A 21344-nucleotide genomic window follows, 5' to 3' on the forward strand; every position below is an offset into this window, starting at 1 on the left:
GGCTCAAGGTTGACTTGCCCCGCGAACCCCGGGCAATGAGACGCACATGCAGGCTGTTTTGAACTTTCCCGATTTGTCGCCCGAGCTGTTCTCGATTTCCGCCTTCGGGGTGGAATTCGCGCTGCGGTGGTATGCGCTGGCCTATATCGCCGGCATCCTGATCGCGTGGCGCATGGCGCTGATGGCGCTGCGGCGCCCGGCCCTGTGGCCCCATCAGACCCCGCCGATGCGCCCCGAGCAATTGGAGGACCTGATCACCTGGATCATCCTGGGCGTGATCCTGGGCGGGCGGCTGGGTTTCGTGCTGTTCTATCAGCCAGTATATTATCTGAGCCATCCGCTGGACATTCTGAAAGTGTGGCAGGGCGGCATGTCATTCCATGGCGGGCTGTTGGGCGTGGTGACCGCCGCATATCTGTATGCGCGGCGCAACACGGTGTCGATTCTGCCGCTGGCCGACCTGATCGCGCACACCGTGCCGCCTGGGCTGCTGCTGGGGCGGCTGGCCAATTTCGTCAATGCCGAGCTGTGGGGCCGACCCAGCGACCTGCCTTGGGCGGTGATCTTTCCGGGAACGGAGGCGCAGGATTGCGCCAACGTAGCCGTCGGTCTGTGCGCCCGCCATCCCTCGCAACTGTACGAGGCCGCGCTCGAAGGGCTGCTGTTGGGCGCGCTTCTTTTGTGGCTGGTCTATCGGCGCGGGGCGTTTCACTGGCCGGGCCGGGTTATGGGCGTGTTCCTGGCGGGCTATGGTGCGTCGCGATTCATCGTCGAGTTCTTTCGCCAGCCCGATGCCCAATTCGTCTCGCCCGGCAACCCGCTGGGTCTGGCCTTGCATGTCGGCGGCTATGGCCTGACCATGGGCCAGTTGTTGTCCCTGCCGATGATCGCGCTCGGCCTGTGGTTCGCGCTACGCGCCCGGAGGGCGGGATGAACCTGCGAGACCATCTGATTGCCCGCATCCGGCAGGACGGGCCGATGAGCATCGCCGGCTACATGGCCGAGTGCCTGCTGCATCCGACTTACGGCTACTATACCACCCGCGACCCTCTGGGCGCGCAGGGCGATTTCGTCACCGCCCCCGAAATCAGCCAGATGTTCGGGGAACTGATCGGGTTGTGCCTGGCCCAAGCCTGGATCGACCAGGGCAAGCCGGAACGCTTCGCGCTGGCCGAACTCGGCCCCGGGCGCGGCACGTTGATGGCCGACATCCTGCGGGCCACCAAGGGGGTGCCGGGGTTTCACGACGCGGCACAGGTGGTGCTGCTCGAGGCGTCGCCGGTGCTGCGCGGCCTGCAGGCCGAGGCGCTGGCGGGGCACGCGCCGGACTGGATCGTACAGGTTGGCGCGTTGCCGGACCTGCCCCTATACTTGGTGGCCAACGAGTTCTTTGACGCCCTGCCCATCCGCCAGTTCCTGCGCGACGGCGACGGCTGGCGCGAGCGCCTGGTGGGGCTCAAGGGCGACGATCTGGCCTTTGGCCTGGGCGCACGGGCAGCGCAGCCGGCGTTGACCGCGCGGCTCGAGGACACGCGGGATGGCGATCTGGTCGAACTCTGTGCCGCCGCTGTTCCCGTCGTCACCGAGATCGCCCGCCGGATCCGCACCCATGGCGGCGTGGGCCTGATCATCGACTATGGCGACTGGCTTTCGCTGGGCGACACGTTCCAGGCCCTGAAGGGACACGAACGGGCCGACCCGCTGGCCAGCCCCGGCCAGGCCGATCTGACGGCCCATGTGGACTTCGAGCTGCTGGCCCAGACCGCCCGCGCCGCGGGCTGCGCCCATACCCGGCTGACGCCGCAAGGCGTGTTCCTTGAACGGCTGGGCATCACCCAGCGTGCGCAGACTTTGGCAGGCCCGCTGACGGGCGATGCGCTGAACATGCTGGTCGCCGCACATCGACGGTTGACGCACCCCGAGGAAATGGGAAACCTGTTCAAGGTGCTGGGCCTGTACCGCAAACCCGCAGCACCGCCACCGGGACTCGAGCCATGACACTGGAAATTCTGACCTCGGACTTGCTTTCACCTGTTCGACACGGTTTCTTCAGCCGCCGCGGCGGCGCATCGTCGGGCATATTTGCGGGACTGAACTGTGGGCTGGGGTCCTCGGACCAGAGCGAGGCGGTCGCGCTGAACCGCCGCCGCGTGGCCGCTGCGATGGAGATCGCGCCCGAGGCGTTGATCGGTGTTCACCAAGTACATTCGCCTGCCGTCGTCACGATCGAAGGACCGATCCTTGGCGACAAACCCAAGGCCGACGCGATCGTGACCGCCACGCCGGGTCTGGCCCTGACTGTACTGACCGCCGACTGTCAACCGGTGCTGTTTTCCGATCCTGACGCAAACGTGATCGGCGCCGCCCATGCCGGCTGGCGCGGCGCTTTGGAAGGCGTGCTCGAGGCCACGCTCGACACGATGGAGACGCTGGGCGCCCGACGAGCAAACATTCGGGCGGTGATCGGGCCCACGATCTCGCAACGCGCCTATGAGGTAGGCCCCGAATTTTTGGACGATTTCATCGCCGATGATCCTGACAACACCCGCTTTTTCGCGAATGGCCAAGGTGACCGGATGCTGTTCGACCTGCCGGCCTTTGGGCTGCACCGGCTGCGGCGGGCCGGCGTCGGGCATGCCGAATGGACGCGCCACTGCACCTATTCCGACCCGGAGCGGTTTTATTCCTATCGACGCGCGACCCATGCGGGCGAAGCCGATTACGGGCGACTGATCTCTGCGATCCGGCTGTAGACTTCGGCGAAAATTTGTTCCGACGCCCCCTTTTCGCCACAATTCCGTGAAAACATCGAAGGCGGAATCAGAAGAGTTTTCGGACGGTTATCAAAGCTTTGGACGCGGGGCCTCGTCCGTATGGCTGACCGATAAAAAAAGAGGCGCGTAAAGACTAAACACATCCCATCTCCAATTGATCCCAGTGCGGCCATATCAGTGCCGCAATGGTCCGGAATTCTCAGCGGGAAACGGGTGACCCCCACAAAAACGGGTGATCCCCACAAAACTGCGCAGGATGTGACATGAAGTCGAAATCGCGTTTTCTTCGCGGCGTCATAGCCGCGACATCGAACCAAAAGCTGGAAATGCCCTGGAAACGGGTATCCAGCAGATCCGTCAGGGTTGCGCGCCGTCTGGCACTGCAGTCCTGATCCGGACAGCGATCCTGGGCAAGCTGCCTGCCCATGGTCGCCTGCGCATCTCGGGCCTGCCCCGACCGGATGTGCCGTCCGCGCACTGAATGCGCGGAGAAATGTGCCAGGGGCATGAGTGCGTGGACAATTTCGTCCGCGGTTTACGAGTTTGTCTGGGGGGTCAATGATTTGACCGAATGTATGACGTGTATTTTCTGCACTGCCTGCGCGGGTTGTTGCCGGGCCACGTATCACTCCTCGAGACAGGAATACGAACCGTCAGACGCGAATGCGGCCACGCTGCAATCGCCCAGATGGTCATTTGAGAGGATCAAGATTTCATGACTTTTCCAAATTCTCTGATGCGCGCAGCGAGAAACGCTATTGAAACAGCACCGTTGACGCAAAGTGGCGATCAGCCCGGCCACGCGCCCCGGCCGCAGCTGCGCCGCTACGAAGTCAGCGCCCTGCTGGCAAATGGCGACATTTCGCAAACCAGGCATATCGCGCCCGCTCTACCGGTCTTCGAAGACGCCTTCTGCGCGTTTTCCCGCGGGTCGCTGTTGGAGACTGAACACGGGCCTTTGGCAATTGAGGATCTTCTGCCTGGCGACACGGTGCTGACCCATGACGGGACATCGCAGACGGTTCTATGGAAAGGGTCGGTCACCCTGATCCCGGGGCGTCCCGACGCGCGGGGCCGAACCCGCCCGCTGACGCGGATTATGGCCGACGCCTTCGGGCTGCAAAAACCGCAATCCGGCGTAATCGCAGGGCCCGCGGCACGCCTTTTGGCCACACCCGCGCATTTGCGGCACCTGAACAACGGTCAGCCGATGCTGACCCCAGTGGATGAATTCCAGGACGGCATGAACGTGATCGAGACCTTGCCGCCGACCCCAGTCGAGTTGTTCCATATCTGCCTTAGGCGCCATGCGGTGATCAACGTGGACGGCCTGCAGTTCGAAACCTACCACCCCGGCCTGACGGCTTTGCGGATGATGACCCCCGCCTTGCGGGCGGTCTATCTCAATCTGTTCGCGCACGTCCATTCAATCAACGACTTCGGACCGCTGGCCATGGAACGCGCTCGAGACGGAGAAATGGACTCGATCATCGCCTGAACAATCTACTTACTACTTTAAACTGCATCAAAGTGGGGGAAACATGCAGATCTTGATCAGTTGGGCCATTTCGTTGGCCATCGCCGCTATCTTGCCGCCTTGCGCACCGCAAACGGCGCAGGCCGGGGTCACGCCGTCCGGTTCATCCGTTCTTCCAGCACGTCGAACGGGACGCCCGGTTCGTCCTTGGCGCCGCGGATGACAAGCGAGGTCTTGACGCTGGCCACGTTGGGCGTGGTCAGCAACTCGCCCGTCAGGAACTGTTGAAAACTGCTGAGGTCGGGGGCGACGCATTTCAGGATGAAGTCCACCTCGCCGTTCAGCATGTGGCATTCCCGGACCAGCGGCCAGTCGCGGCAGCGGTCTTCGAACGCCCGCAGTTCCGCCTCGGCCTGGCTTTCCAGTCCCACCATCGCAAAAACCTGAACTTCGAATCCCAGCTCGCGGGCGTTGACCTCGGCGTGGTAGCCGCGGATGTACCCGGCCTCCTCGAGCGTGCGCACGCGGCGCAGGCAGGGCGGCGCTGAAATTCCAACGCGTTTTGCCAGTTCGACATTGGTCATGCGCCCATCCGCCTGCAATTCTGCAAGGATCTTTCGGTCGATCTCATCCAGCCGTGTCGTGACCATGCGGTGCTCCTGAATTTTTCGGTTCTTATATCAGCACCCAGGCTGCGCGCAATATTCTTTCGCATCTGCGCAATTTTCTTTTCGCGCCGACCCTGCCCGCCCCGCCTGACGCAGGCGTGACAGGAAGGGGCTTTAAGCCGTGCGATGCCACCGCTATATCGAGGTCCGGCGCCCGCGACGGGCACAGGCAAATTCGAGTGGGGATTCCATGGCCGAGACACGACACACAAAGGTTCTTATCATCGGATCGGGGCCTGCCGGATACACCGCGGGCATCTATGCCAGCCGCGCGATGCTGAACCCGATTCTGGTGCAGGGCATCGAACCGGGCGGCCAGTTGACCACCACCACCGAGGTCGAAAACTGGCCCGGCGACACCGAGGTTCAGGGCCCTGACCTGATGGTGCGCATGCAGGATCACGCCAAGGCCATGGGCTGCGAGGTGATCGGTGACATCATCAATGACCTGGACCTGTCCAAACGTCCTTTCACCGCCAAGGGCGACAGCGGCACGATTTATACCGCCGACGCGGTGATCCTGGCGACCGGTGCGCGCGCCAAATGGCTGGGGCTGCCGTCGGAGGAGAAATTCAAGGGCTTCGGTGTTTCGGCCTGCGCCACCTGTGACGGCTTCTTCTACCGTGGGCAGGAGATCGTGGTGATCGGCGGCGGCAACACCGCCGTGGAAGAAGCGCTGTTCCTGACCAATTTCGCCAGCAAGGTCACGCTGATCCACCGCCGGGACGAGCTGCGCGCCGAAAAGATACTGCAAGACCGCCTGTTCAAGAACGAAAAGATCGAGCCGCTGTGGTTCCACGAACTGGAAGAGGTGTTCGGCACCGAGGATCCGCTGGGCGTCGAAGGCGTGCGGGTGAGAAACGTCAAGACCGGCGAGATCACCGAGATCCCCTGCAAGGGTGTGTTCGTCGCCATCGGCCACGCGCCCGCCAACGAGCTGGTCAAGGACGTGCTGGAAACCCATATGGGCGGCTATGTCAAAACCAAACCCGGCACCACGCAGACCTCGATCCCCGGCGTGTTCGCGGCCGGCGACCTGACCGACCATGTGTATCGGCAGGCGGTGACCTCGGCCGGAATGGGCTGCATGGCGGCGCTGGATGCCGAACGGTTCCTGGCCGAACAGGAATAACCCCTAAAACGCGGCACGCAGGTGCCGCGTTTTTTTTTCGTTTTGCCCTACGCTTGACCCGGGGTACCCCCGCGCCGCAGACTTACGGCACGCACGTAAGAAACGGGTGATAGATTGGGCAACCCTCTTTGGCAGGGCAGTTGGACGACCCGCCTGCGCATCGCTAGCGGCTTGGTTCTGTTCACCTTCGCCTTCTTTCATTTCCTGAATATAGGGCTGGGTCTGTTTCACACCGACCACCTGCACGGGATGCAGGATGCGCGGCAGCAGGTCACCCGGCATGTTCTGGGCGGCGTTCTGCTGTATTCTGCACTGCTGACCCATGCCGGGCTTGCCCTGGTTTCGATCGCCCGGCGCCGGACGCTGCGCATGCCTTTTCAAACAGCCCTGCAAGTGGTGCTGGGACTGTTGATCCCCCTACAGTTGATCTCGCATATCGTGCACACGCGCTATGCGCATGAGGTTTTCGGCGTCAATGACGAGATGGGTTACATCATCATCCTGATGTGGCCCAACGTGGCCATCTGGATGCAGAGCACGTTGATGCTGGTGGTTTGGATCCACGGCTGCATCGGGCTGCACATGTGGCTGAGACTGACCCGCTGGTGGGGCAAGCTGGTGCCCTATCTGATCGGCGTCGCCGTGTTCATTCCCGGCTTTGCCTTGGCCGGCCTGCTGACCGAGGGGAGGCGCATCTGGGCCGATTTCGCCGATCCCGACCTGCGCGAGCAGTATGTCGAACATTACAACTGGCCCCGCCCCGAAGCCTTTGAAACCATGCTCGGCGTGAAAGACAACGTGCTGATGGTGTTCTGGGTGGCGCTGGGCGCGGCGCTCGCGGTGCATTTCGGGCGCAAGATATGGCGCAGGCGGCATTCGGTCCGGGTGCGCTATGTGGACGGCCCCGAGGTGGTGTCGGAAAAAGGGCTGACCCTGCTGGAAATCTCGCGGGCCAACGGCGTTCCCCATACCGCCCTGTGCGGCGGCAAAGGGCGATGCACCACCTGCCGGGTGATCGTCGAAGACGGCGCGGACCGGCTGCCCGCGCCCAGCTCGTCCGAAGCGCGCAGCCTGAAGGCCGTTGGTGCCGCCGACCGCACGCGCCTCGCCTGCCAGGTCCGCCCCCAGGATCCGCTGACCGTGTTCCGGGTGTTCCGGCCCGACGGCGGGCGGCAACGCGCCCATGCCAGCCAGGGGCAGGAACGGAAACTGGCCGTGCTGTTTCTCGACATGCGCGGCTTTACGGCGCGCACTACCGGGCAACTGCCCTACGACATCGTGTTTCTGTTGAACCGGTTCTTCGATGCGATCGTTCCGGCCATCACCGCCGACGGGGGCACCGTCGACAAATACATGGGCGACGGGTTGCTGGCGGTCTACGAAACGGCGGATGCGGCCAGTTCGGCCCGAGCCGGATTGAAGTCCGCAGCAAATATCAGCCGGGCCCTGCAGCGGTTCAACCATAAGCTGGCTGCGGAAAACAGCCCCGAGATCCGCATCGGCATGGGCCTGCATCTGGGCGATCTGGTCCTGGGCGAAATCGGCGCTGCCGGTCATGCAGCCCGCACGATCATCGGCGACGCGGTCAACGTGGCCAGCCGCTTGGAGAGCGAAACCAAAGCCCTTGGGGTCGAGCTTCTGGCCTCGGAGATCGTGTTGCGCGCGGCGGGGGTCGCGACCGATGCGCTGACCTTGCGAAGTTTCCTGCTGCGCGGCGTGTCGGAACCGCTGGCCGCGCTGGCGGTTGAACGTGCCAGCGATCTGAACACTTTGCTGGCGCCCGCGGAACAAATCATCGCCGACTGACCCGATTGTCGGCGATTTGCAGAAATCTGGCTACGTTCGCGAGATTTTCGGGGAAAATTCTTCCAAAACCGGCAAAAACCGCGCATATCCTCCTTTGTTTCATGAAACGGTGTGGACTTTGCTCACCGACCGGGGCACATGCCCCCACGGAACGCACCTGAATCACCAAGCAACCACACTGCGACAAGAGTATTGCAATGACGATGTTGAGTAATCTGGCCCCGATCCCGGAGCTGTATGTTTCTTATGAATCCGCACAGAAGCTGAAGGTCGAAGCCGCCGACCTGACCAGCTGGGATCTGACCCCGCGCCAGATTTGCGACCTGGAACTGCTGATGAACGGCGGGTTCAACCCGCTCAAGGGTTTCCTGACCGAAGCCGACTATGACAGCGTGGTCGAGAAAATGCGCCTGGCCGATGGCAGCCTTTGGCCGATGCCGATCACACTGGATGTCAGTGAAGAGTTCGCCGAACAGATCGAGCTGGGTCAGGACATCGCCCTGCGCGACCAGGAAGGCGTGATCCTGGGCACCATGACGGTGACCGACCGCTGGAGCCCGGACAAGTCGCGCGAGGCCGAAAAGGTTTTCGGTGCTGACGACTTGGCGCACCCGGCCGTCAACTATCTGCACAACGTGGCCGGGAAGGTTTACCTTGGCGGTCCCGTGACCGGCATCCAGCCGCCGGTGCATTACGACTTCAAAGCCCGCCGCGACACGCCGAACGAGCTGCGCGCCTATTTCCGCAAGCTGGGCTGGCGCCGCATCGTCGCGTTTCAGACCCGCAACCCGCTGCACCGCGCGCATCAGGAACTGACCTTCCGTGCCGCGCGTGAGGCGCAGGCCAACCTGCTGATCCATCCGGTCGTAGGCCTGACCAAGCCCGGCGATGTTGATCATTTCACCCGCGTACGCTGCTATGAGGCGGTGCTGGACAAATACCCGGCCTCGACAACTACGATGAGCCTGCTGAACCTGGCGATGCGCATGGCAGGCCCGCGCGAAGCGGTCTGGCACGGCCTTATCCGCAAGAACCACGGCTGCACCCATTTCATCGTCGGCCGTGACCATGCCGGCCCGGGCAAAAACAGCCAGGGCGAGGACTTCTATGGTCCCTACGACGCGCAGGACCTGTTCCGCAAATACCAGGACGAGATCGGCATCGAGATGGTCGACTTCAAACACATGGTCTATGTGCAGGAGCGCGCGCAGTACGAACCCGCGGACGAGATCGAGGACAAGGACAACGTCACGATCCTGAACATCTCGGGCACCGAACTGCGCCGCCGTCTGCGCGAAGGGCTCGAGATCCCCGAGTGGTTCTCGTTCCCCGAGGTGGTCGAGCAGCTGCGCCGCCGCTATCCGCCGCGCAGCCAGCAGGGCTTTACCGTCTTCTTCACCGGTTTCTCGGGCTCGGGCAAATCGACCATCGCCAACGCTCTGATGGTCAAGCTGATGGAGATGGGCGGCCGTCCCGTCACGCTGCTGGACGGTGACATCGTCCGCAAGAACCTCAGCTCGGAACTGGGCTTCTCGAAGGAACACCGCGACCTGAACATCCGCCGCATCGGCTATGTGGCCTCCGAGATCACCAAGAATGGCGGCATTGCCATTTGTGCCCCGATCGCACCCTACGCGGCCACACGCCGCGCCGTGCGTGAGGAGATCGAGCAGTTTGGCGCCTTCTGCGAGGTCCACGTGGCCACCAGCCTCGAGGAATGCGAGCGCCGCGACCGCAAGGGCCTGTACAAGCTGGCGCGCGAAGGCAAGATCAAGGAATTCACCGGAATTTCGGACCCCTATGACGTGCCCGAAAACCCGGAACTGCGGGTCGAGACTGAGAATGTGGACGTGGACAACTGCGCCCACCAGGTTCTGCTGAAGCTGGAAAGCATGGGGCTGATCGCGGCGTCGTGATCCGAGCTGCCCCAAAGTTCAGAGGCCCCCGGTTTCCGGGGGCCTTTCTTTTTGGTCCGGCGCCAAAGGTGATCGTCAGCCGCGCAAGGCGTCACGCAGGGCCTGTGCCGCGCGGGTTTCGAAATCGCCGAACCACGCCGCCTTGTCCTGTATGGCCCGCAGATGCGGCAGGCGTGATTGATAATCCTCTTCGGACGCCGATTGAATCGCACGCTGGATATCGGCTTGGCTGTTACACAGGATCATGCCCTTGGTATCGAAAAAATCACCGATATTCGGGCAGCCCCAATAGATCGGCACGGTCGCGCACAGGATCGCGTCAGTCAGTTTTTCTGAAAAGTAGTTCCGCTCGCGCACGTTTTCGATGATGACCGAATAGCGATAAGGCGCCAGCCCGTCGGATTTGCGCTCGAACGGGTTGTAGCCACGGCCCATGATGTCGACATCGGCCCCCGCTTCGCGCGCCCAGTCGATCACCGCATGGCGTAGCTGATGCCCCTCGAGATCGCGCTTGGCCGAGGCGATCAGCGAGCACGACCGGTGTTTGGTCACGTCCAAGTCGCGCCAATCGGGCACCTGGGTCACGCCATAGGGCAGGAACACCGCGTTGGGCAAGCTGTCCAGCAACACCTCGTGGAAGGTGAACACCCGGAAGAATCGCCGCCAGGTCCATCGCAGCATCCGGTCATGCTTGCCATGGATGGCCGACGGCTCGCCCATCATCAGAGATATCCGCGCCCGCGTGCCGCGCCGCAGCCGCAAATGCACAGTCGAGTTGGGATACATGAGCAGATGGTCCGATGGTGTCAGGTCGCCCACGGTCTTGCCCGTCAACCGCTCGGGGCAGCCCAAAGGCCAGATCAGATCGGACAGCGGCACCGATGTCAGTTTCGGCCCCAGACGGTGGCCGTAGGGCAGGATCGCGATCGCAGATTCGGTCATTGCAGGGTGTCCGGCAGGTCGGTCTGGCCGCGCATCAGGACGAACCCGCACCCGGCGACCTTGATGCCCGTCATCGCATCCGGCGGCCCCACGCGGGTGACGACGGCCTGCCCCGGGCGATCCATGTCGTGGCCCTGTTCGGCGACAAAGCTGTCCTTGGCCATAAGCCCGTATTTCCACAGATACGCCGCCATGGCGCCGGTGGCCGATCCGGTGAACGGGTCTTCCGGCGGGCTGGGCGGGGCCAGTAGCAGGCGCGAGAACGTGTCGCCCGCCTCGGTTGCGCCTTGCAGCGTCACCAGGAACGGTTCGGCCATGTCGGCGCCTGAATAGCCCGCCGTCTGCGCCACTTGGCGCAGCGCATCCAGGTTCAGTTGTGCCGCGCGCAGGGCCGCGTGATCGCGCAGGACGGTAATGCAGAACGGCAGCCCGGTCGAAACCAACTGCGGCGGCGAAACGATCGCGCTGGCGGGCAGCCCGATGGCGGCCGCCACCAGCTCGGGCGCGACATGCGGGCCGAACTCCGGCGCGACCTGCGTCATCTCGATCTGGTCGCCATCCAAACGGATGCCCACGATCCCCGCACCGGTTTCCAGGGTCAGGGTGTTGCCCAAGATCAGCCCGCGACTGCGCATCGCGGCCACGGTGGCTATGGTCGGGTGACCGGCAAAGGGAATTTCACGGCTGGCCAGGAAATAGCGCACCCGGACATCGGCCACGTCCGAAGGGCCGGTAAAGGTGCATTCCACCAACGAGGTTTCGCGGACGAAGGCTGTGCAGACCGAAACGGGCAGATGTGCACCCTCATGCACGACCGCACAGCCATTTCCGCCAAAGGCGCGGTCGCTGAAGGCGTCCACCCAATCGAATTCGAACCAGCTCATGTGCCCTCGTGCCCTGTCGGTCTACGCTCAGGGCCGGGCCCTGCGGGTGGGAGTATGTCCATTCGCGCGGCCTGAACTGCGCCGTCGCGGGCCGTGTCAGTGCACGGCCACCGGCGACAGGTCATGCTGGCGGGCCAGAACGAAGGCCAGCTTGCGGTCGGCAACCAGCGCCAATTGCTGCCCGTCCGAGTTGTGGACGGCATAGAGATGCTCCAGATCTCCGGCCTGCGCGCGCACCTCATGCGGCAGCTTGGCCACGTCCACGGCTTTCACATAGACGATCCGATCGCCTTCGGTGTTGATTTCATACGGTGTATTCATGGCTTACCCTTTCCTGATGTTGATCGTCTGCACCACGGCTTCCGGCACGGCGCGGGTCAGGTCGATGTGCAGCAGACCGTTTTCCATGATGGCCTCGCCCACTTCGACCCCGTCGGCCAGAACGAACATGCGCTGGAACTGACGGGCCGCGATGCCGCGATGCAGGAACACGCGCCCCTCGCTGTCGTCGCGTTGACGGCCCCGGATCACCAGTTGCCGATCCTCGATGGTGATCGACAGGTCGTCTTCGGAAAACCCGGCCACGGCCAGGGTGATGCGGTACGAGTGATCGGATGTCTGTTCGATGTTGTAGGGCGGATACCCTTCGTTTCCGGCCTTTGCGGACCGTTCCAGAAGGCGTTCCAACTGCTCGAACCCCAGAAGATGCGGGTATGAGCCAAGAGTAAGTTTTGACACGTTTTCTCGTCCTTCTTTGTCAAAGCGACGTGATGCGCGGCCCCAAGTCGGCAACCGCACACATCAGAATATGGGGTGAAATACGGCCGACCACAAGGTCTAGGAGATTTCACCCGAACGCACTATTCTGTGGGTCACGCACCACCAGCCACGAATGAGTCGCCCATGAATGCGCCCACCGACATTTCGATGAAAACCGACGAGGTTCTGCGCGTCGAACTGGAGGTGTTCCGCCAGCAGCACCGCGACTTGGACGAGGCGATCAAGGCGCTCGAGGCGACCGGCACCGCCGACCAGCTGACGGTGAAGCGTCTGAAGAAACAGAAGCTGCGCCTGAAGGACATCATCCGGCTGATCGAGGATCGCCTGACCCCTGACATCATCGCCTGATCCGGCGCGGTCAACCGCATTGCCACGCAAGCGGATTTCACTATAGTGCGCGCTTCCTAACGCAGGCGGGGAACAGGGCAGATGAGCGAGATCAAGGTCGGAATCATCATGGGCAGCCAGTCGGACTGGCCCACCATGAAAGGCGCTGCAGAGATACTGGACGAACTGGGTGTGGCCTACGAGGCCAAAATCGTCTCGGCCCACCGTACGCCGGACCGTCTGTGGGAGTACGGCAAGAGCGCCGTGCAGCGCGGGCTTCAGGTGATCATCGCCGGCGCTGGCGGTGCCGCGCACCTACCGGGCATGATGGCGTCCAAGACGCGGGTGCCGGTGATCGGCGTTCCAGTTCAGACGCGGGCGCTGTCCGGTATCGACTCGCTCTATTCCATCGTGCAGATGCCCAAGGGCTTTCCGGTTGCGACCATGGCCATCGGTTCGGCCGGCGGCGCCAATGCCGGCCTGATGGCCGCTGGCATTCTGGCCCTGCAGGACGCAGCCTTGGCCGACCGGCTGGACGCCTGGCGTGCGGCACTGTCGGACTCGATCCCCGAGGAGCCCCGCGATGAGTAGCCCCTTGCAGCCCGGCGCGGTGATCGGAATTCTGGGCGGCGGCCAATTGGGCCGGATGCTGTCGATGGCCGCGGCGCGACTGGGCTTCGTGACCCATATTTTTGAGCCGGGCGCCAACCCGCCCGCGGGCCAGGTGGCGCATCGCGTGACCACCGCATCCTATGAGGATGCCGAGGCGCTAGCCGCTTTTTCGCAATCCGTCGATGTCATCACCTACGAGTTCGAAAACATCCCGACCGAGGCGCTGGACGTTCTGGAGTTGTACCGCCCCATCCGGCCCGGCCGCGAGGCGCTGCGGGTCAGCCAGGACCGGTTGACCGAAAAGACATTCCTGCAAGGTCTGGGCCTGAACACCGCACCCTTTGCCGATGTGACCGACCTGGAAAGCCTGCAGGCCGCCATCGAACGGATCGGCACGCCGGCGATCCTCAAGACCCGCCGCTTCGGCTATGACGGAAAGGGGCAGGCGCGGCTGAAGACGCCCGAGGACGCCCGGGCCGCGCTGGCCGACATGCAGGGTGCACCCGCGATCCTGGAAGGCTTCGTGAATTTCAGCCACGAGGTGTCGATCATCGCCGCCCGCGGGCTGGACGGCCAGGTGGCCTGTTTCGACCCCGGCGAGAACGTGCATCGCGACGGCATCCTGCACACGACCACAGTGCCCGCGCGCCTGTCCCCTGCCCTGCGGACCGACGCGGTGCTGCTGGCCGCGAATATCCTGAACGCGCTGGATTATGTCGGCGTCATGGGGGTCGAACTGTTCGTGACACCGCAGGGCCTGATCGTGAACGAGATCGCGCCGCGCGTTCACAACTCGGGTCACTGGACGCAGAACGGCTGCGCGGTCGATCAGTTCGAGCAGCATATCCGCGCCGTTGCCGGCTGGCCGCTGGGCGACGGGCAGCGTCACGCGGATGTGGTGATGGAGAACCTGATCGGCGACGATATGGACCGCGTGCCCGAGCTTGCGCAACAGCGTGACGTGGCCCTGCACCTGTATGGCAAGGCCGAGGTCAAGCCGGGCCGCAAGATGGGCCATTTCAACCGGATCAAACGCTAGCGCGCCGCGGCGACGAACCGCCCGGCGATATCCCCCGACAGGAAACTGACCCGGCCGCCGGCGATGGTTGCCGCCACGCGCTGCGTTTCAGCGTCCAGAATGACCAGATCGGCGCGTTTGCCGGGTTGCAGCGACCCGCGGTCTTCAAGGCCAAGTACCCGCGCGGGCCCCGACGACACCAGCGCCCATGCGCCCGCCAGATCCATCAGCCCCGATTTCATCAGCGTCAGCGCCGCCCTGCGCGGGCTGGGATAGTGGTAATCCGACGCCAGCGCATCGCACAGCCCCATGGCGAGCAGGTCCAGCGCGCTGACATTGCCCTTGTGCGATCCGCCCCGCACCACGTTGGGCGAGCCCAGAATGACGTGATCGCCCGCAGCCTTGGCTGCCTCGGCCGCCTCGAGCGTTTCGGGAAATTCGGCGATATGCACGCCGCGTTTGCGCCAGTGGGAACGGGCCTCTGCCGTCGCGTCGTCATGGCTGCCCAGACGCACGCCTTGCCGGGCCAGCGCCGCGCACAGCGCATCAAGCGCAGAGGGTACCTCGGAGGTCCGGGCATGCATCGCCTGCAGCATCTTCAGGTGCGCCTCGGGGCTGCGACCGGCCTTGAGCGCTTGCCCTGTCAAACGCGGCGGGGTGCGCCCCTGCGCCAGACGGTCATGCGGCAGGTGATCGTTGAACACGACATAGGGCACCTGCCACTCGGCGATGCGCCCCGGCAGGTGGGCATAATCGTCCAGCAGGTGGGTTTCGAACCGCAACTGCGGGATCAGGTCAGTGACCACACTGCCCTTCACCGCCGCGATCGCGCGGAACACGTCGGCGGCGAAACGAGGGCCGCGCACGCCGCCCTCCCAGCTGTAGAATTGCGCCAGCACGGCGGTGGTGATGCCATTGGCCGCCAGCTCGGCCTCGGCGGCACGGATGCCCTCGTCCATCTGCTTCATGGCCCCCCGGCGCGGGGCGATGTGACGCTCGAACCCGTCGCCGTGCAGGTCGATGATGCCCGGCAGGACCAGATAGCCGTTCAGATCAACGACCTGCGCACCGCCGCCTTCTTGGATCAAGCCATCTGCGATCGAGAGGTCGTCACCGACAAGTCCGCAGTCAGGGTGCAGGACCTGCGCCCCGGTAAAGGTCAGTTCCAATGCGGTCACCGCGTGGGCTCCGAGTCGGGTTCGCCGCATTCCTGGCCGATGCAGATCTCATCGATGATATCGAGAACACCGTCCAGCCAGGTGATGCTGCGGTCGAAAGATCCGTATTCGATGAAATGCAGCGCTTGGGCCATGACCCGCGGGTTGTTCATCATGAAGGTGTGTGTCACCGGCAAGACGATGTGGTCGGCCATGCCTTCGACCTTGGTTTCCTCGACCGCGACCTTGCCGTCGTCCGGCCCGTCGACCAGCGCCGAAAAGACAGGGTTCAACGAGTTTTCCCCGGCGATCACCCCGAGTTTGAAATCCACCGGTGGCAGGCGTCGGGGGATGCCCTCGGAGCCTGTTCCCAGCTGCAGTCCCGCAGGCCCGTTCAACAGGCCGAACACCTCGAGATCGCCTAGTTCGTCGACCAGCTGGCTACCTTGATTGGGCGGGCCCAGCATGACCACGCGGCCCAGGTTTTCCGGGCGATGATCCTGCAGCCAATAGCGCAGCAGGATGCCGCCCATCGAATGCGCCACCACGTTCGCCGTGTCGCCGTTGCAGGCCGAAAAGGCCGCTGGCAAGGTCTGGTCCGCCAATTCGGGAATCGGTAGGTCGGTGGAAGGGTAGCCCGGGCGCACGACGTCATAACCGTGCAGTTCGAACAATTCCTCCATGACCGAAAAGGATGCCTCGGTCCGGGCAAGCCCATGCAGAAGAACCACGCATTTGGCGTGCGCCAGCGAAGGCGCCAGGCACAGAAGGATGACGATCAGAAAACGCATTCCCGCCAGATAATGCTTTATCCCGACCGAGGAAAGACCTAGCTGGCTTTCGGCTGCAAGACCGCCACCAGAATACCGCCAAGAACAAGACCGGCGCCCAGAATAAGCCGCGCTCCGGGCGCCTCGTTCAGCAAAACCGCCCCCGCGACGATGGCGATCACCGGCACGCTGAGTTGCACGACCGCCGCCTGAGCCGGGGCCATCAACGGCAGGATGCGATACCACAGAGCATACCCCAGCCCCGAGGCGACACCGCCAGATAGAGCGGCCAACGCAAAACCCCAAGGGGTCAGGTGCCATGTGCCACCGATCGCCAGCAGCACAGTCGCAGTGACCGGAAGCGCCCATACGAAATTGGCGGCCGTACCCGCCAGCGGATCACCTTCAGTGCGACCCGCAAGGGAATACGCGGCCCAGCCGACCCCCGCGGCAGCCATCAGAGCCGCGCCTGTCGGATCCACCCGAACAGAGCCCGATGGCCACAGGACCCAAGTCAGCCCGGCCATCGCGACCACCGCTCCCGCCACCTGCCGCCTATCCGCAGCCGCCCCATTAAGGCTGCTGGCCGCGAACATCGACAATTGCACGACGCCAAACAGAATCAGTGCCCCAAGCCCGGCATCCAATGTCAGGTAGGCGGCGGAAAATCCGACCATGTAGAGGGACAGCGCCCCTGCCCCGACGATGCGGCGGGGATGCCACAGCCGCAACCGGCCAGAGCGCAGCGTCACAAGGCAGGCTAGAACCACGGCTCCGGACATGACCCGCACGACCGCGAACCCGGCCGGGTCGCTGGCGCCATCGTCAATGGCGGCCCGGGTCAGGACCGAGTTGGCCGCAAAGGCGCACATGGTCAGAGTGGTCAGAGCAATCAGTCGCATGCCCCCTCCTTAGCCGTTTCATCGCCGACACTTACCCCATTCCTTTCGCCCGCGACATCTTCTGTTTTCGACCGGTCCGCCGCGTGCATCGGCGTGCGGCAAAAAAACGGGGTCGCCCGAAGGCGACCCCGCATCATCTTAAGCAGATGCTCCCTGATCGGGAGGTCGAATTCGCCGAGGCGAATTCGAATGTTTACATCATGCCGCCCATGCCGCCCATGTCGGGCATGCCGGCACCGGCGCCAGCGCCTTCCTTGGCGGGCTTGTCGGCAACCATGGCTTCGGTGGTGATCAGCAGACCGGCAACCGAGGCTGCGTCTTCCAGAGCAGTCCGAACCACTTTGGCCGGGTCGATCACGCCGAACTTGAACATGTCGCCATACTCTTCGGTCTGGGCGTTGAAGCCGAAGGCCGGATCGGTCGATTCGCGGACCTTGCCGGCAACCACGGCACCATCGACGCCTGCGTTCTCGGCGATCTGGCGCAGCGGAGCCTCAATGGCCTTGCGAATGATGTTGATGCCTGCGTCCTGATCGGCGTTTGCGCCTTTCACGTCGCCCAGCGCCTTGCCGGCCTGAACCAGGGCAACACCGCCACCCACGACGACACCTTCCTGAACGGCCGCACGGGTTGCGTTCAGAGCGTCGTCCACGCGGTCCTTGCGCTCTTTCACTTCAACCTCGGTCATGCCACCGACGCGGATCACGGCAACACCGCCGGCCAGCTTGGCAACGCGCTCCTGCAGCTTCTCGCGGTCATAGTCGCTGGTGGTTTCTTCGATCTGGGCGCGGATCTGGGCAACGCGTGCCTCGATCTCGGCCTTCTCGCCAGCACCGTCGACGATCGTGGTTTCGTCTTTCGAAATGGTGACCTTCTTGGCCGAACCCAGCATGTCGATGGTGACGTTTTCTAGCTTCATGCCCAGTTCTTCGCTGATGACCTGACCGCCGGTCAGGATTGCGATGTCCTGCAGCATGGCCTTGCGGCGATCGCCGAAGCCCGGAGCCTTGACGGCAGCAATCTTCAGGCCGCCACGCAGCTTGTTGACAACCAGGGTTGCCAGCGCTTCGCCTTCAACGTCCTCGGCAATGATCAGCAGCGGCTTCTGCGACTGGATCACCTGCTCCAGCAGCGGAACCATCGGCTGCAGCGACGAGAGCTTCTTCTCGTGCAGCAGGATCATGCAGTCTTCCAGCTCGGCGATCATCTTGTCGGCATTGGTCACGAAGTAGGGCGACAGGTAACCGCGATCGAACTGCATGCCTTCGACGACGTCGGTCTCGGTTTCCAGACCTTTGTTCTCTTCGACGGTGATGACGCCTTCGTTGCCGACCTTCTGCATCGCGTCTGCGATCTGGCGGCCGATTTCAGCTTCGCCGTTAGCCGAGATGGTACCAACCTGCGCAACCTCGTCGCTGTCCTTGACTTCGCGGGCAGCGGCTTTGATGGCTTCGACGACCTTGGCGGTTGCCATGTCGATGCCGCGCTTGAGGTCCATTGGGTTCAGGCCGGCTGCAACCTGCTTGAGGCCTTCCTTGACGATGGCCTGAGCCAGAACGGTTGCGGTGGTGGTGCCGTCACCGGCTTCGTCGTTGGTGCGGCTGGCGACTTCTTTCACCATCTGCGCACCCATGTTCTCGAACTTGTCCTCCAGTTCGATTTCCTTGGCGACCGAAACACCGTCCTTGGTGATACGCGGCGCGCCGAACGACTTGTCCAGCACCACGTTGCGGCCTTTGGGGCCCAAGGTCACTTTGACGGCATCCGCCAGGATGTTGACGCCCTTCAGCATGCGGTTGCGGGCATCGGTATCGAATTTGACGTCCTTTGCAGACATGTCTCTCTCCGTATCTTCGGTAAATTGCGTGTCTCAGATGATCCGAGGCGTTCAGGCGGCCTTCGCGGCGGACGACGCCTCGACAATGCCCAGAATGTCGCTCTCTTTCATGATGAGCAGCTCTTCACCGTCGACGGTGACTTCGGTGCCCGACCATTTGCCGAACAGGATCTTGTCGCCTTCGGAAACGGCCATCGGGATCAGCTCGCCGCTGTCCTTGCGGGCGCCTTCGCCACAAGCAACGACAATACCTTCGCTGGGTTTTTCTTTTGCACTGTCGGGAATGATCAGACCGCCGGCGGTCTTCTCTTCGCTTTCCACGCGGCGCACCAGCACCCGGTCATGAAGTGGTTTGAATGCCATCTTTGCAGCTCCTTGAGGCTCAAAGGTTGTTAATCCCCTCCTCGCGGCTTCGCGAGGCGTTAGCACTCACACCCGGCGAGTGCTAACGGCGTATAGCTAGGCGGTCGCCCGGAAGCTGTCAACAATCCCGATGAAAAATTTTTTTCGCCGCGCCCAGCGCGGATTAGTCATCGTTTTCCCAACTGCAGGCCCAGTGTTTCAAACCCGCACGCCCTGCGGCTGAAAGGGCGTAAATGCCCTTCTCGATCTTCTCGAACCAGCCATAGTGATTGTCGCGCATCAGGCGTGTGGCGTGGGGCACTTGCGCGGCGCGGGCCACCTCGGCGCCCTTGGTGGCACCGTTTTCGGCCAGATGGGCAGCGCATTTCAATGCGTCCTGGCGATAGGCTGTCACGATGCCATGGCGGGTGGCGCCCCCAGCATTCGGATCGCCCTGCAACCGATCGAACTCGCGCAGCAGGCCGGCAGCCTTGCGCTTGGCCTTGCGCGGCGAGTAAGGCCCCGGATCACAATGGACATCGACCGCACCGTCGCCGCGGACGGTCATCAGACCCAACCCCAGCCGCCGGCACAGGGACAGGTTGTCCCGCAGCGCGCGCCTTGCCGTCCGCCCTGTCGGTCTGCAAACGGCGATATAGACATGCTCGGTGATCTTCTGGCGCGCTACTGCCTGATGGAACAGCGCCAGCGAGAATCGCAGCTTCAACTCTACGATGACGGGGTCCTCAGCGCCCCGGACGGCGACGATGTCGGCCGCGCCGACTTCGCCCTTGACGACGTAGCCCTGGCGCTCGAGAAGCGCTTTGATCGGGGGATAGAGGTCCTGCTCGCGGTTCATGCGCTCATGCTACGGGGAATCTCGGGGAATGCCAGTGGATGGGTTGCGCATGGCGCATGCGCGGGGTCTAAGGACGGGCGAGATTTCCTGCAATCGGATCGTTCCATGCGCCTGTTCCTGCTTGCACTGTTTCTGTTGTCCCCTGTCGTGGGCAAGGCCGACTGCGACGGGCACGATCTGCGGCTGGCCATGGCGCCTGAAACGCGCGCCGAACTGGAGGCCGCCGTCAGCCGGACGCCATTTCCCGCAGGCAACCACTGGATCGCGCGCAAGGGGGAAACGGTCCTGCACCTGATCGGCACACTCCACCTCAACGACCCGCGCATGGGCCCGATCGTCGAGCGGCTGACCCCGACGCTGAGCCGGGCCGACGCATTCTATTTCGAGATCACCCAATCCGACATGGCTGAATTTGAAAAGACCTTGGCGACGGATCTTAGCCCGGTTCTGATCACCTCCGGCCCCACCCTGATCGAGATGATGAGCGAATCGGACTGGGCGCGGATCTCGGCCTCTCTTGCCGCGCGCGGCATACCTGGGTGGATGGCGGCCAAGATGCAGCCCTGGTTCCTTTCGATGATGCTGGGCATGCCGCCTTGCATGCTGCAGATGCCCGACGCCGACTACGGTATGGACGTGCGCCTGGCCGAACTGGCGCAGGCGCGAGGGATCCCGCAATATTCCCTGGAAAGGATCGAGGACCTGATCGCAATCTTCCAGAGCCACCCCCTGGAAGACCAGGTGCAGTCGCTGGTTCGCATGGCCGATGCATTGCAGGCCGAAGATGACCAGATGGCGACGATGGCCAACGCGTATATCGAGGAGAAACACGCCGAAATCCTGCAATTGGCGAAAATTCTGGGGCGCGATGCTTCGGGGCTGTCGCCCGAGGTGTTTGCCCGCGAATGGGCCGGTTTCGAAGATCAGATGCTGGTCCAGCGCAATGCCAACTGGATGCAAAAGATTCTGGCGCTTGACAGCCTAACCGCAGTGGTTGCAGTTGGCGCCGGACACCTGCCCGGGCGGCACGGGCTGCTGAACCAACTCTCACTCGCCGGGTACAGCCTGACCCGGGCGCCGTTCTGATCAGGCGCGGCGGGCGTCAGACCAACGGTCGCAGGCCCTTTTCTGCCGGGTGACA

General features: G+C 63.4%; 22 protein-coding genes. 11 read left to right on the top strand and 11 right to left on the bottom strand.

Features of this window, described 5'->3' with window-relative positions; all coding sequences use genetic code 11:
* Positions 1 to 46: 46 nt before the first annotated feature.
* The 4 genes from lgt to AC2FMD_RS15270 all read left to right on the top strand — a co-directional run bounded on the left by lgt (position 47) and on the right by AC2FMD_RS15270 (position 4272).
* Entirely contained in the window at positions 47 to 934 is an 888-nt protein-coding gene (gene lgt / locus AC2FMD_RS15255) for a prolipoprotein diacylglyceryl transferase (RefSeq protein ID WP_496743053.1), read from the top strand.
* Positions 931 to 1998 carry a class I SAM-dependent methyltransferase gene (locus AC2FMD_RS15260; RefSeq protein ID WP_496795214.1) on the top strand — a complete coding sequence of 356 codons (1068 nt, stop codon included), beginning with the start codon at positions 931 to 933 and terminating at the stop codon, positions 1996 to 1998. The genes lgt and AC2FMD_RS15260 overlap by 4 nt, the downstream gene beginning before the upstream one ends.
* Positions 1995 to 2753 carry a peptidoglycan editing factor PgeF gene (gene pgeF, locus AC2FMD_RS15265; RefSeq protein WP_496743057.1) on the top strand — a complete coding sequence of 253 codons (759 nt, stop codon included), beginning with the start codon at positions 1995 to 1997 and terminating at the stop codon, positions 2751 to 2753. The genes AC2FMD_RS15260 and pgeF overlap by 4 nt, the downstream gene beginning before the upstream one ends.
* A gap of 736 nt (positions 2754 to 3489) precedes the next feature.
* Complete coding sequence (locus AC2FMD_RS15270; RefSeq protein ID WP_496678586.1) at positions 3490 to 4272, top strand: Hint domain-containing protein; 783 nt, start codon at positions 3490 to 3492, stop codon at positions 4270 to 4272.
* Positions 4273 to 4400: 128 nt separating this feature from the next.
* On the opposite strand, the gene AC2FMD_RS15275 is transcribed toward AC2FMD_RS15270, so the two are convergent.
* Positions 4401 to 4901: an Lrp/AsnC family transcriptional regulator gene (locus AC2FMD_RS15275; RefSeq protein ID WP_005981568.1), complete on the bottom strand. Its 501-nt coding sequence runs from the start codon at positions 4899 to 4901 to the stop codon at positions 4401 to 4403.
* A gap of 208 nt (positions 4902 to 5109) precedes the next feature.
* Here AC2FMD_RS15275 and trxB point away from each other — a divergent pair, with 208 nt between their 5' ends.
* The 3 genes from trxB to AC2FMD_RS15290 all read left to right on the top strand — a co-directional run bounded on the left by trxB (position 5110) and on the right by AC2FMD_RS15290 (position 9773).
* Positions 5110 to 6051, top strand: a complete 942-nt coding sequence (trxB, locus tag AC2FMD_RS15280; RefSeq protein ID WP_496687241.1) for a thioredoxin-disulfide reductase — start codon at positions 5110 to 5112, stop codon at positions 6049 to 6051.
* Between the two features lie 114 nt (positions 6052 to 6165).
* Complete coding sequence (locus tag AC2FMD_RS15285; RefSeq protein ID WP_496743059.1) at positions 6166 to 7857, top strand: adenylate/guanylate cyclase domain-containing protein; 1692 nt, start codon at positions 6166 to 6168, stop codon at positions 7855 to 7857.
* Between the two features lie 197 nt (positions 7858 to 8054).
* The gene (locus tag AC2FMD_RS15290) at positions 8055 to 9773 is read left to right on the top strand and encodes a bifunctional sulfate adenylyltransferase/adenylylsulfate kinase (RefSeq protein ID WP_496743061.1); all 1719 of its coding nucleotides are present in this window, start codon (positions 8055 to 8057) and stop codon (positions 9771 to 9773) included.
* A gap of 75 nt (positions 9774 to 9848) precedes the next feature.
* Here AC2FMD_RS15290 and AC2FMD_RS15295 read toward each other — a convergent pair whose 3' ends face one another.
* From AC2FMD_RS15295 to AC2FMD_RS15310, 4 genes are all read right to left on the bottom strand, one after another.
* On the bottom strand, positions 9849 to 10715 hold the full coding sequence (locus AC2FMD_RS15295) for a hypothetical protein (RefSeq protein ID WP_496678591.1): 867 nt from the start codon (positions 10713 to 10715) through the stop codon (positions 9849 to 9851).
* Positions 10712 to 11599 carry a PhzF family phenazine biosynthesis protein gene (locus tag AC2FMD_RS15300; protein WP_496743063.1) on the bottom strand — a complete coding sequence of 296 codons (888 nt, stop codon included), beginning with the start codon at positions 11597 to 11599 and terminating at the stop codon, positions 10712 to 10714. Before AC2FMD_RS15300 ends, AC2FMD_RS15295 begins: the two co-directional genes overlap by 4 nt.
* 96 nt (positions 11600 to 11695) lie before the next feature.
* The gene (locus tag AC2FMD_RS15305) at positions 11696 to 11920 is read right to left on the bottom strand and encodes a DUF1150 family protein (protein WP_496678593.1); all 225 of its coding nucleotides are present in this window, start codon (positions 11918 to 11920) and stop codon (positions 11696 to 11698) included.
* Between the two features lie 3 nt (positions 11921 to 11923).
* Positions 11924 to 12337 carry an Hsp20 family protein gene (locus AC2FMD_RS15310; RefSeq protein ID WP_149776452.1) on the bottom strand — a complete coding sequence of 138 codons (414 nt, stop codon included), beginning with the start codon at positions 12335 to 12337 and terminating at the stop codon, positions 11924 to 11926.
* Between the two features lie 165 nt (positions 12338 to 12502).
* On the opposite strand from AC2FMD_RS15310, the gene AC2FMD_RS15315 reads away from it, so the two are divergent.
* The 3 genes from AC2FMD_RS15315 to AC2FMD_RS15325 all read left to right on the top strand — a co-directional run bounded on the left by AC2FMD_RS15315 (position 12503) and on the right by AC2FMD_RS15325 (position 14357).
* The gene (locus AC2FMD_RS15315) at positions 12503 to 12727 is read left to right on the top strand and encodes a YdcH family protein (protein WP_005981552.1); all 225 of its coding nucleotides are present in this window, start codon (positions 12503 to 12505) and stop codon (positions 12725 to 12727) included.
* 81 nt (positions 12728 to 12808) lie between these two features.
* Complete coding sequence (purE, locus tag AC2FMD_RS15320; protein WP_496711260.1) at positions 12809 to 13297, top strand: 5-(carboxyamino)imidazole ribonucleotide mutase; 489 nt, start codon at positions 12809 to 12811, stop codon at positions 13295 to 13297.
* Positions 13290 to 14357 carry a 5-(carboxyamino)imidazole ribonucleotide synthase gene (locus AC2FMD_RS15325; protein WP_496711261.1) on the top strand — a complete coding sequence of 356 codons (1068 nt, stop codon included), beginning with the start codon at positions 13290 to 13292 and terminating at the stop codon, positions 14355 to 14357. The genes purE and AC2FMD_RS15325 overlap by 8 nt, the downstream gene beginning before the upstream one ends.
* Here AC2FMD_RS15325 and AC2FMD_RS15330 read toward each other — a convergent pair.
* The 6 genes from AC2FMD_RS15330 to AC2FMD_RS15355 all read right to left on the bottom strand — a co-directional run bounded on the left by AC2FMD_RS15330 (position 14354) and on the right by AC2FMD_RS15355 (position 20203).
* A complete protein-coding gene (locus AC2FMD_RS15330; RefSeq protein ID WP_496743066.1) occupies positions 14354 to 15514 on the bottom strand; it encodes an alpha-D-ribose 1-methylphosphonate 5-triphosphate diphosphatase in 1161 nt (386 codons plus the stop codon). The genes AC2FMD_RS15325 and AC2FMD_RS15330 overlap by 4 nt on opposite strands.
* Positions 15511 to 16284 (bottom strand): alpha/beta fold hydrolase, encoded by a 774-nt coding sequence (locus AC2FMD_RS15335; protein ID WP_496743068.1) that lies wholly within the window; start codon positions 16282 to 16284, stop codon positions 15511 to 15513. Before AC2FMD_RS15335 ends, AC2FMD_RS15330 begins: the two co-directional genes overlap by 4 nt.
* Before the next feature lie 38 nt (positions 16285 to 16322).
* Positions 16323 to 17165, bottom strand: a complete 843-nt coding sequence (locus AC2FMD_RS15340; RefSeq protein WP_496743070.1) for a DMT family transporter — start codon at positions 17163 to 17165, stop codon at positions 16323 to 16325.
* A gap of 193 nt (positions 17166 to 17358) precedes the next feature.
* Positions 17359 to 19002 carry a chaperonin GroEL gene (groL, locus tag AC2FMD_RS15345; RefSeq protein WP_496678602.1) on the bottom strand — a complete coding sequence of 548 codons (1644 nt, stop codon included), beginning with the start codon at positions 19000 to 19002 and terminating at the stop codon, positions 17359 to 17361.
* 51 nt (positions 19003 to 19053) lie between these two features.
* A complete protein-coding gene (locus tag AC2FMD_RS15350; RefSeq protein WP_496678603.1) occupies positions 19054 to 19365 on the bottom strand; it encodes a co-chaperone GroES in 312 nt (103 codons plus the stop codon).
* A 163-nt stretch (positions 19366 to 19528) separates the two neighbouring features.
* Positions 19529 to 20203 (bottom strand): DUF2161 domain-containing phosphodiesterase, encoded by a 675-nt coding sequence (locus tag AC2FMD_RS15355; protein WP_496795215.1) that lies wholly within the window; start codon positions 20201 to 20203, stop codon positions 19529 to 19531.
* A gap of 105 nt (positions 20204 to 20308) precedes the next feature.
* Here AC2FMD_RS15355 and AC2FMD_RS15360 point away from each other — a divergent pair, with 105 nt between their 5' ends.
* A complete protein-coding gene (locus AC2FMD_RS15360; RefSeq protein ID WP_496795216.1) occupies positions 20309 to 21289 on the top strand; it encodes a TraB/GumN family protein in 981 nt (326 codons plus the stop codon).
* Positions 21290 to 21344 lie beyond the last annotated feature (55 nt).

Source organism: Ruegeria sp. BHSC276 (genome assembly GCF_059612945.1).

Bases quoted from the DNA above. Each gene is read 5' to 3' on its own strand.
- AC2FMD_RS15360 (WP_496795216.1), top strand. From the start codon at position 20,309: ATGCGCCTGTTCCTGCTTGCACTGTTTCTGTTGTCCCCTGTCGTGGGC.
- AC2FMD_RS15300 (WP_496743063.1), bottom strand. From the start codon at position 11,599: ATGAGCTGGTTCGAATTCGATTGGGTGGACGCCTTCAGCGACCGCGCC.
- AC2FMD_RS15355 (WP_496795215.1), bottom strand. From the start codon at position 20,203: ATGAACCGCGAGCAGGACCTCTATCCCCCGATCAAAGCGCTTCTCGAG.
- AC2FMD_RS15270 (WP_496678586.1), top strand. From the start codon at position 3,490: ATGACTTTTCCAAATTCTCTGATGCGCGCAGCGAGAAACGCTATTGAA.
- AC2FMD_RS15340 (WP_496743070.1), bottom strand. From the start codon at position 17,165: ATGCGACTGATTGCTCTGACCACTCTGACCATGTGCGCCTTTGCGGCC.
- purE (WP_496711260.1), top strand. From the start codon at position 12,809: ATGAGCGAGATCAAGGTCGGAATCATCATGGGCAGCCAGTCGGACTGG.
- AC2FMD_RS15275 (WP_005981568.1), bottom strand. From the start codon at position 4,901: ATGGTCACGACACGGCTGGATGAGATCGACCGAAAGATCCTTGCAGAA.
- groL (WP_496678602.1), bottom strand. From the start codon at position 19,002: ATGTCTGCAAAGGACGTCAAATTCGATACCGATGCCCGCAACCGCATG.
- AC2FMD_RS15305 (WP_496678593.1), bottom strand. From the start codon at position 11,920: ATGAATACACCGTATGAAATCAACACCGAAGGCGATCGGATCGTCTAT.
- AC2FMD_RS15290 (WP_496743061.1), top strand. From the start codon at position 8,055: ATGACGATGTTGAGTAATCTGGCCCCGATCCCGGAGCTGTATGTTTCT.
- AC2FMD_RS15260 (WP_496795214.1), top strand. From the start codon at position 931: ATGAACCTGCGAGACCATCTGATTGCCCGCATCCGGCAGGACGGGCCG.
- AC2FMD_RS15325 (WP_496711261.1), top strand. From the start codon at position 13,290: ATGAGTAGCCCCTTGCAGCCCGGCGCGGTGATCGGAATTCTGGGCGGC.
- AC2FMD_RS15315 (WP_005981552.1), top strand. From the start codon at position 12,503: ATGAATGCGCCCACCGACATTTCGATGAAAACCGACGAGGTTCTGCGC.
- pgeF (WP_496743057.1), top strand. From the start codon at position 1,995: ATGACACTGGAAATTCTGACCTCGGACTTGCTTTCACCTGTTCGACAC.
- AC2FMD_RS15335 (WP_496743068.1), bottom strand. From the start codon at position 16,284: ATGCGTTTTCTGATCGTCATCCTTCTGTGCCTGGCGCCTTCGCTGGCG.
- AC2FMD_RS15350 (WP_496678603.1), bottom strand. From the start codon at position 19,365: ATGGCATTCAAACCACTTCATGACCGGGTGCTGGTGCGCCGCGTGGAA.
- lgt (WP_496743053.1), top strand. From the start codon at position 47: ATGCAGGCTGTTTTGAACTTTCCCGATTTGTCGCCCGAGCTGTTCTCG.
- trxB (WP_496687241.1), top strand. From the start codon at position 5,110: ATGGCCGAGACACGACACACAAAGGTTCTTATCATCGGATCGGGGCCT.
- AC2FMD_RS15295 (WP_496678591.1), bottom strand. From the start codon at position 10,715: ATGACCGAATCTGCGATCGCGATCCTGCCCTACGGCCACCGTCTGGGG.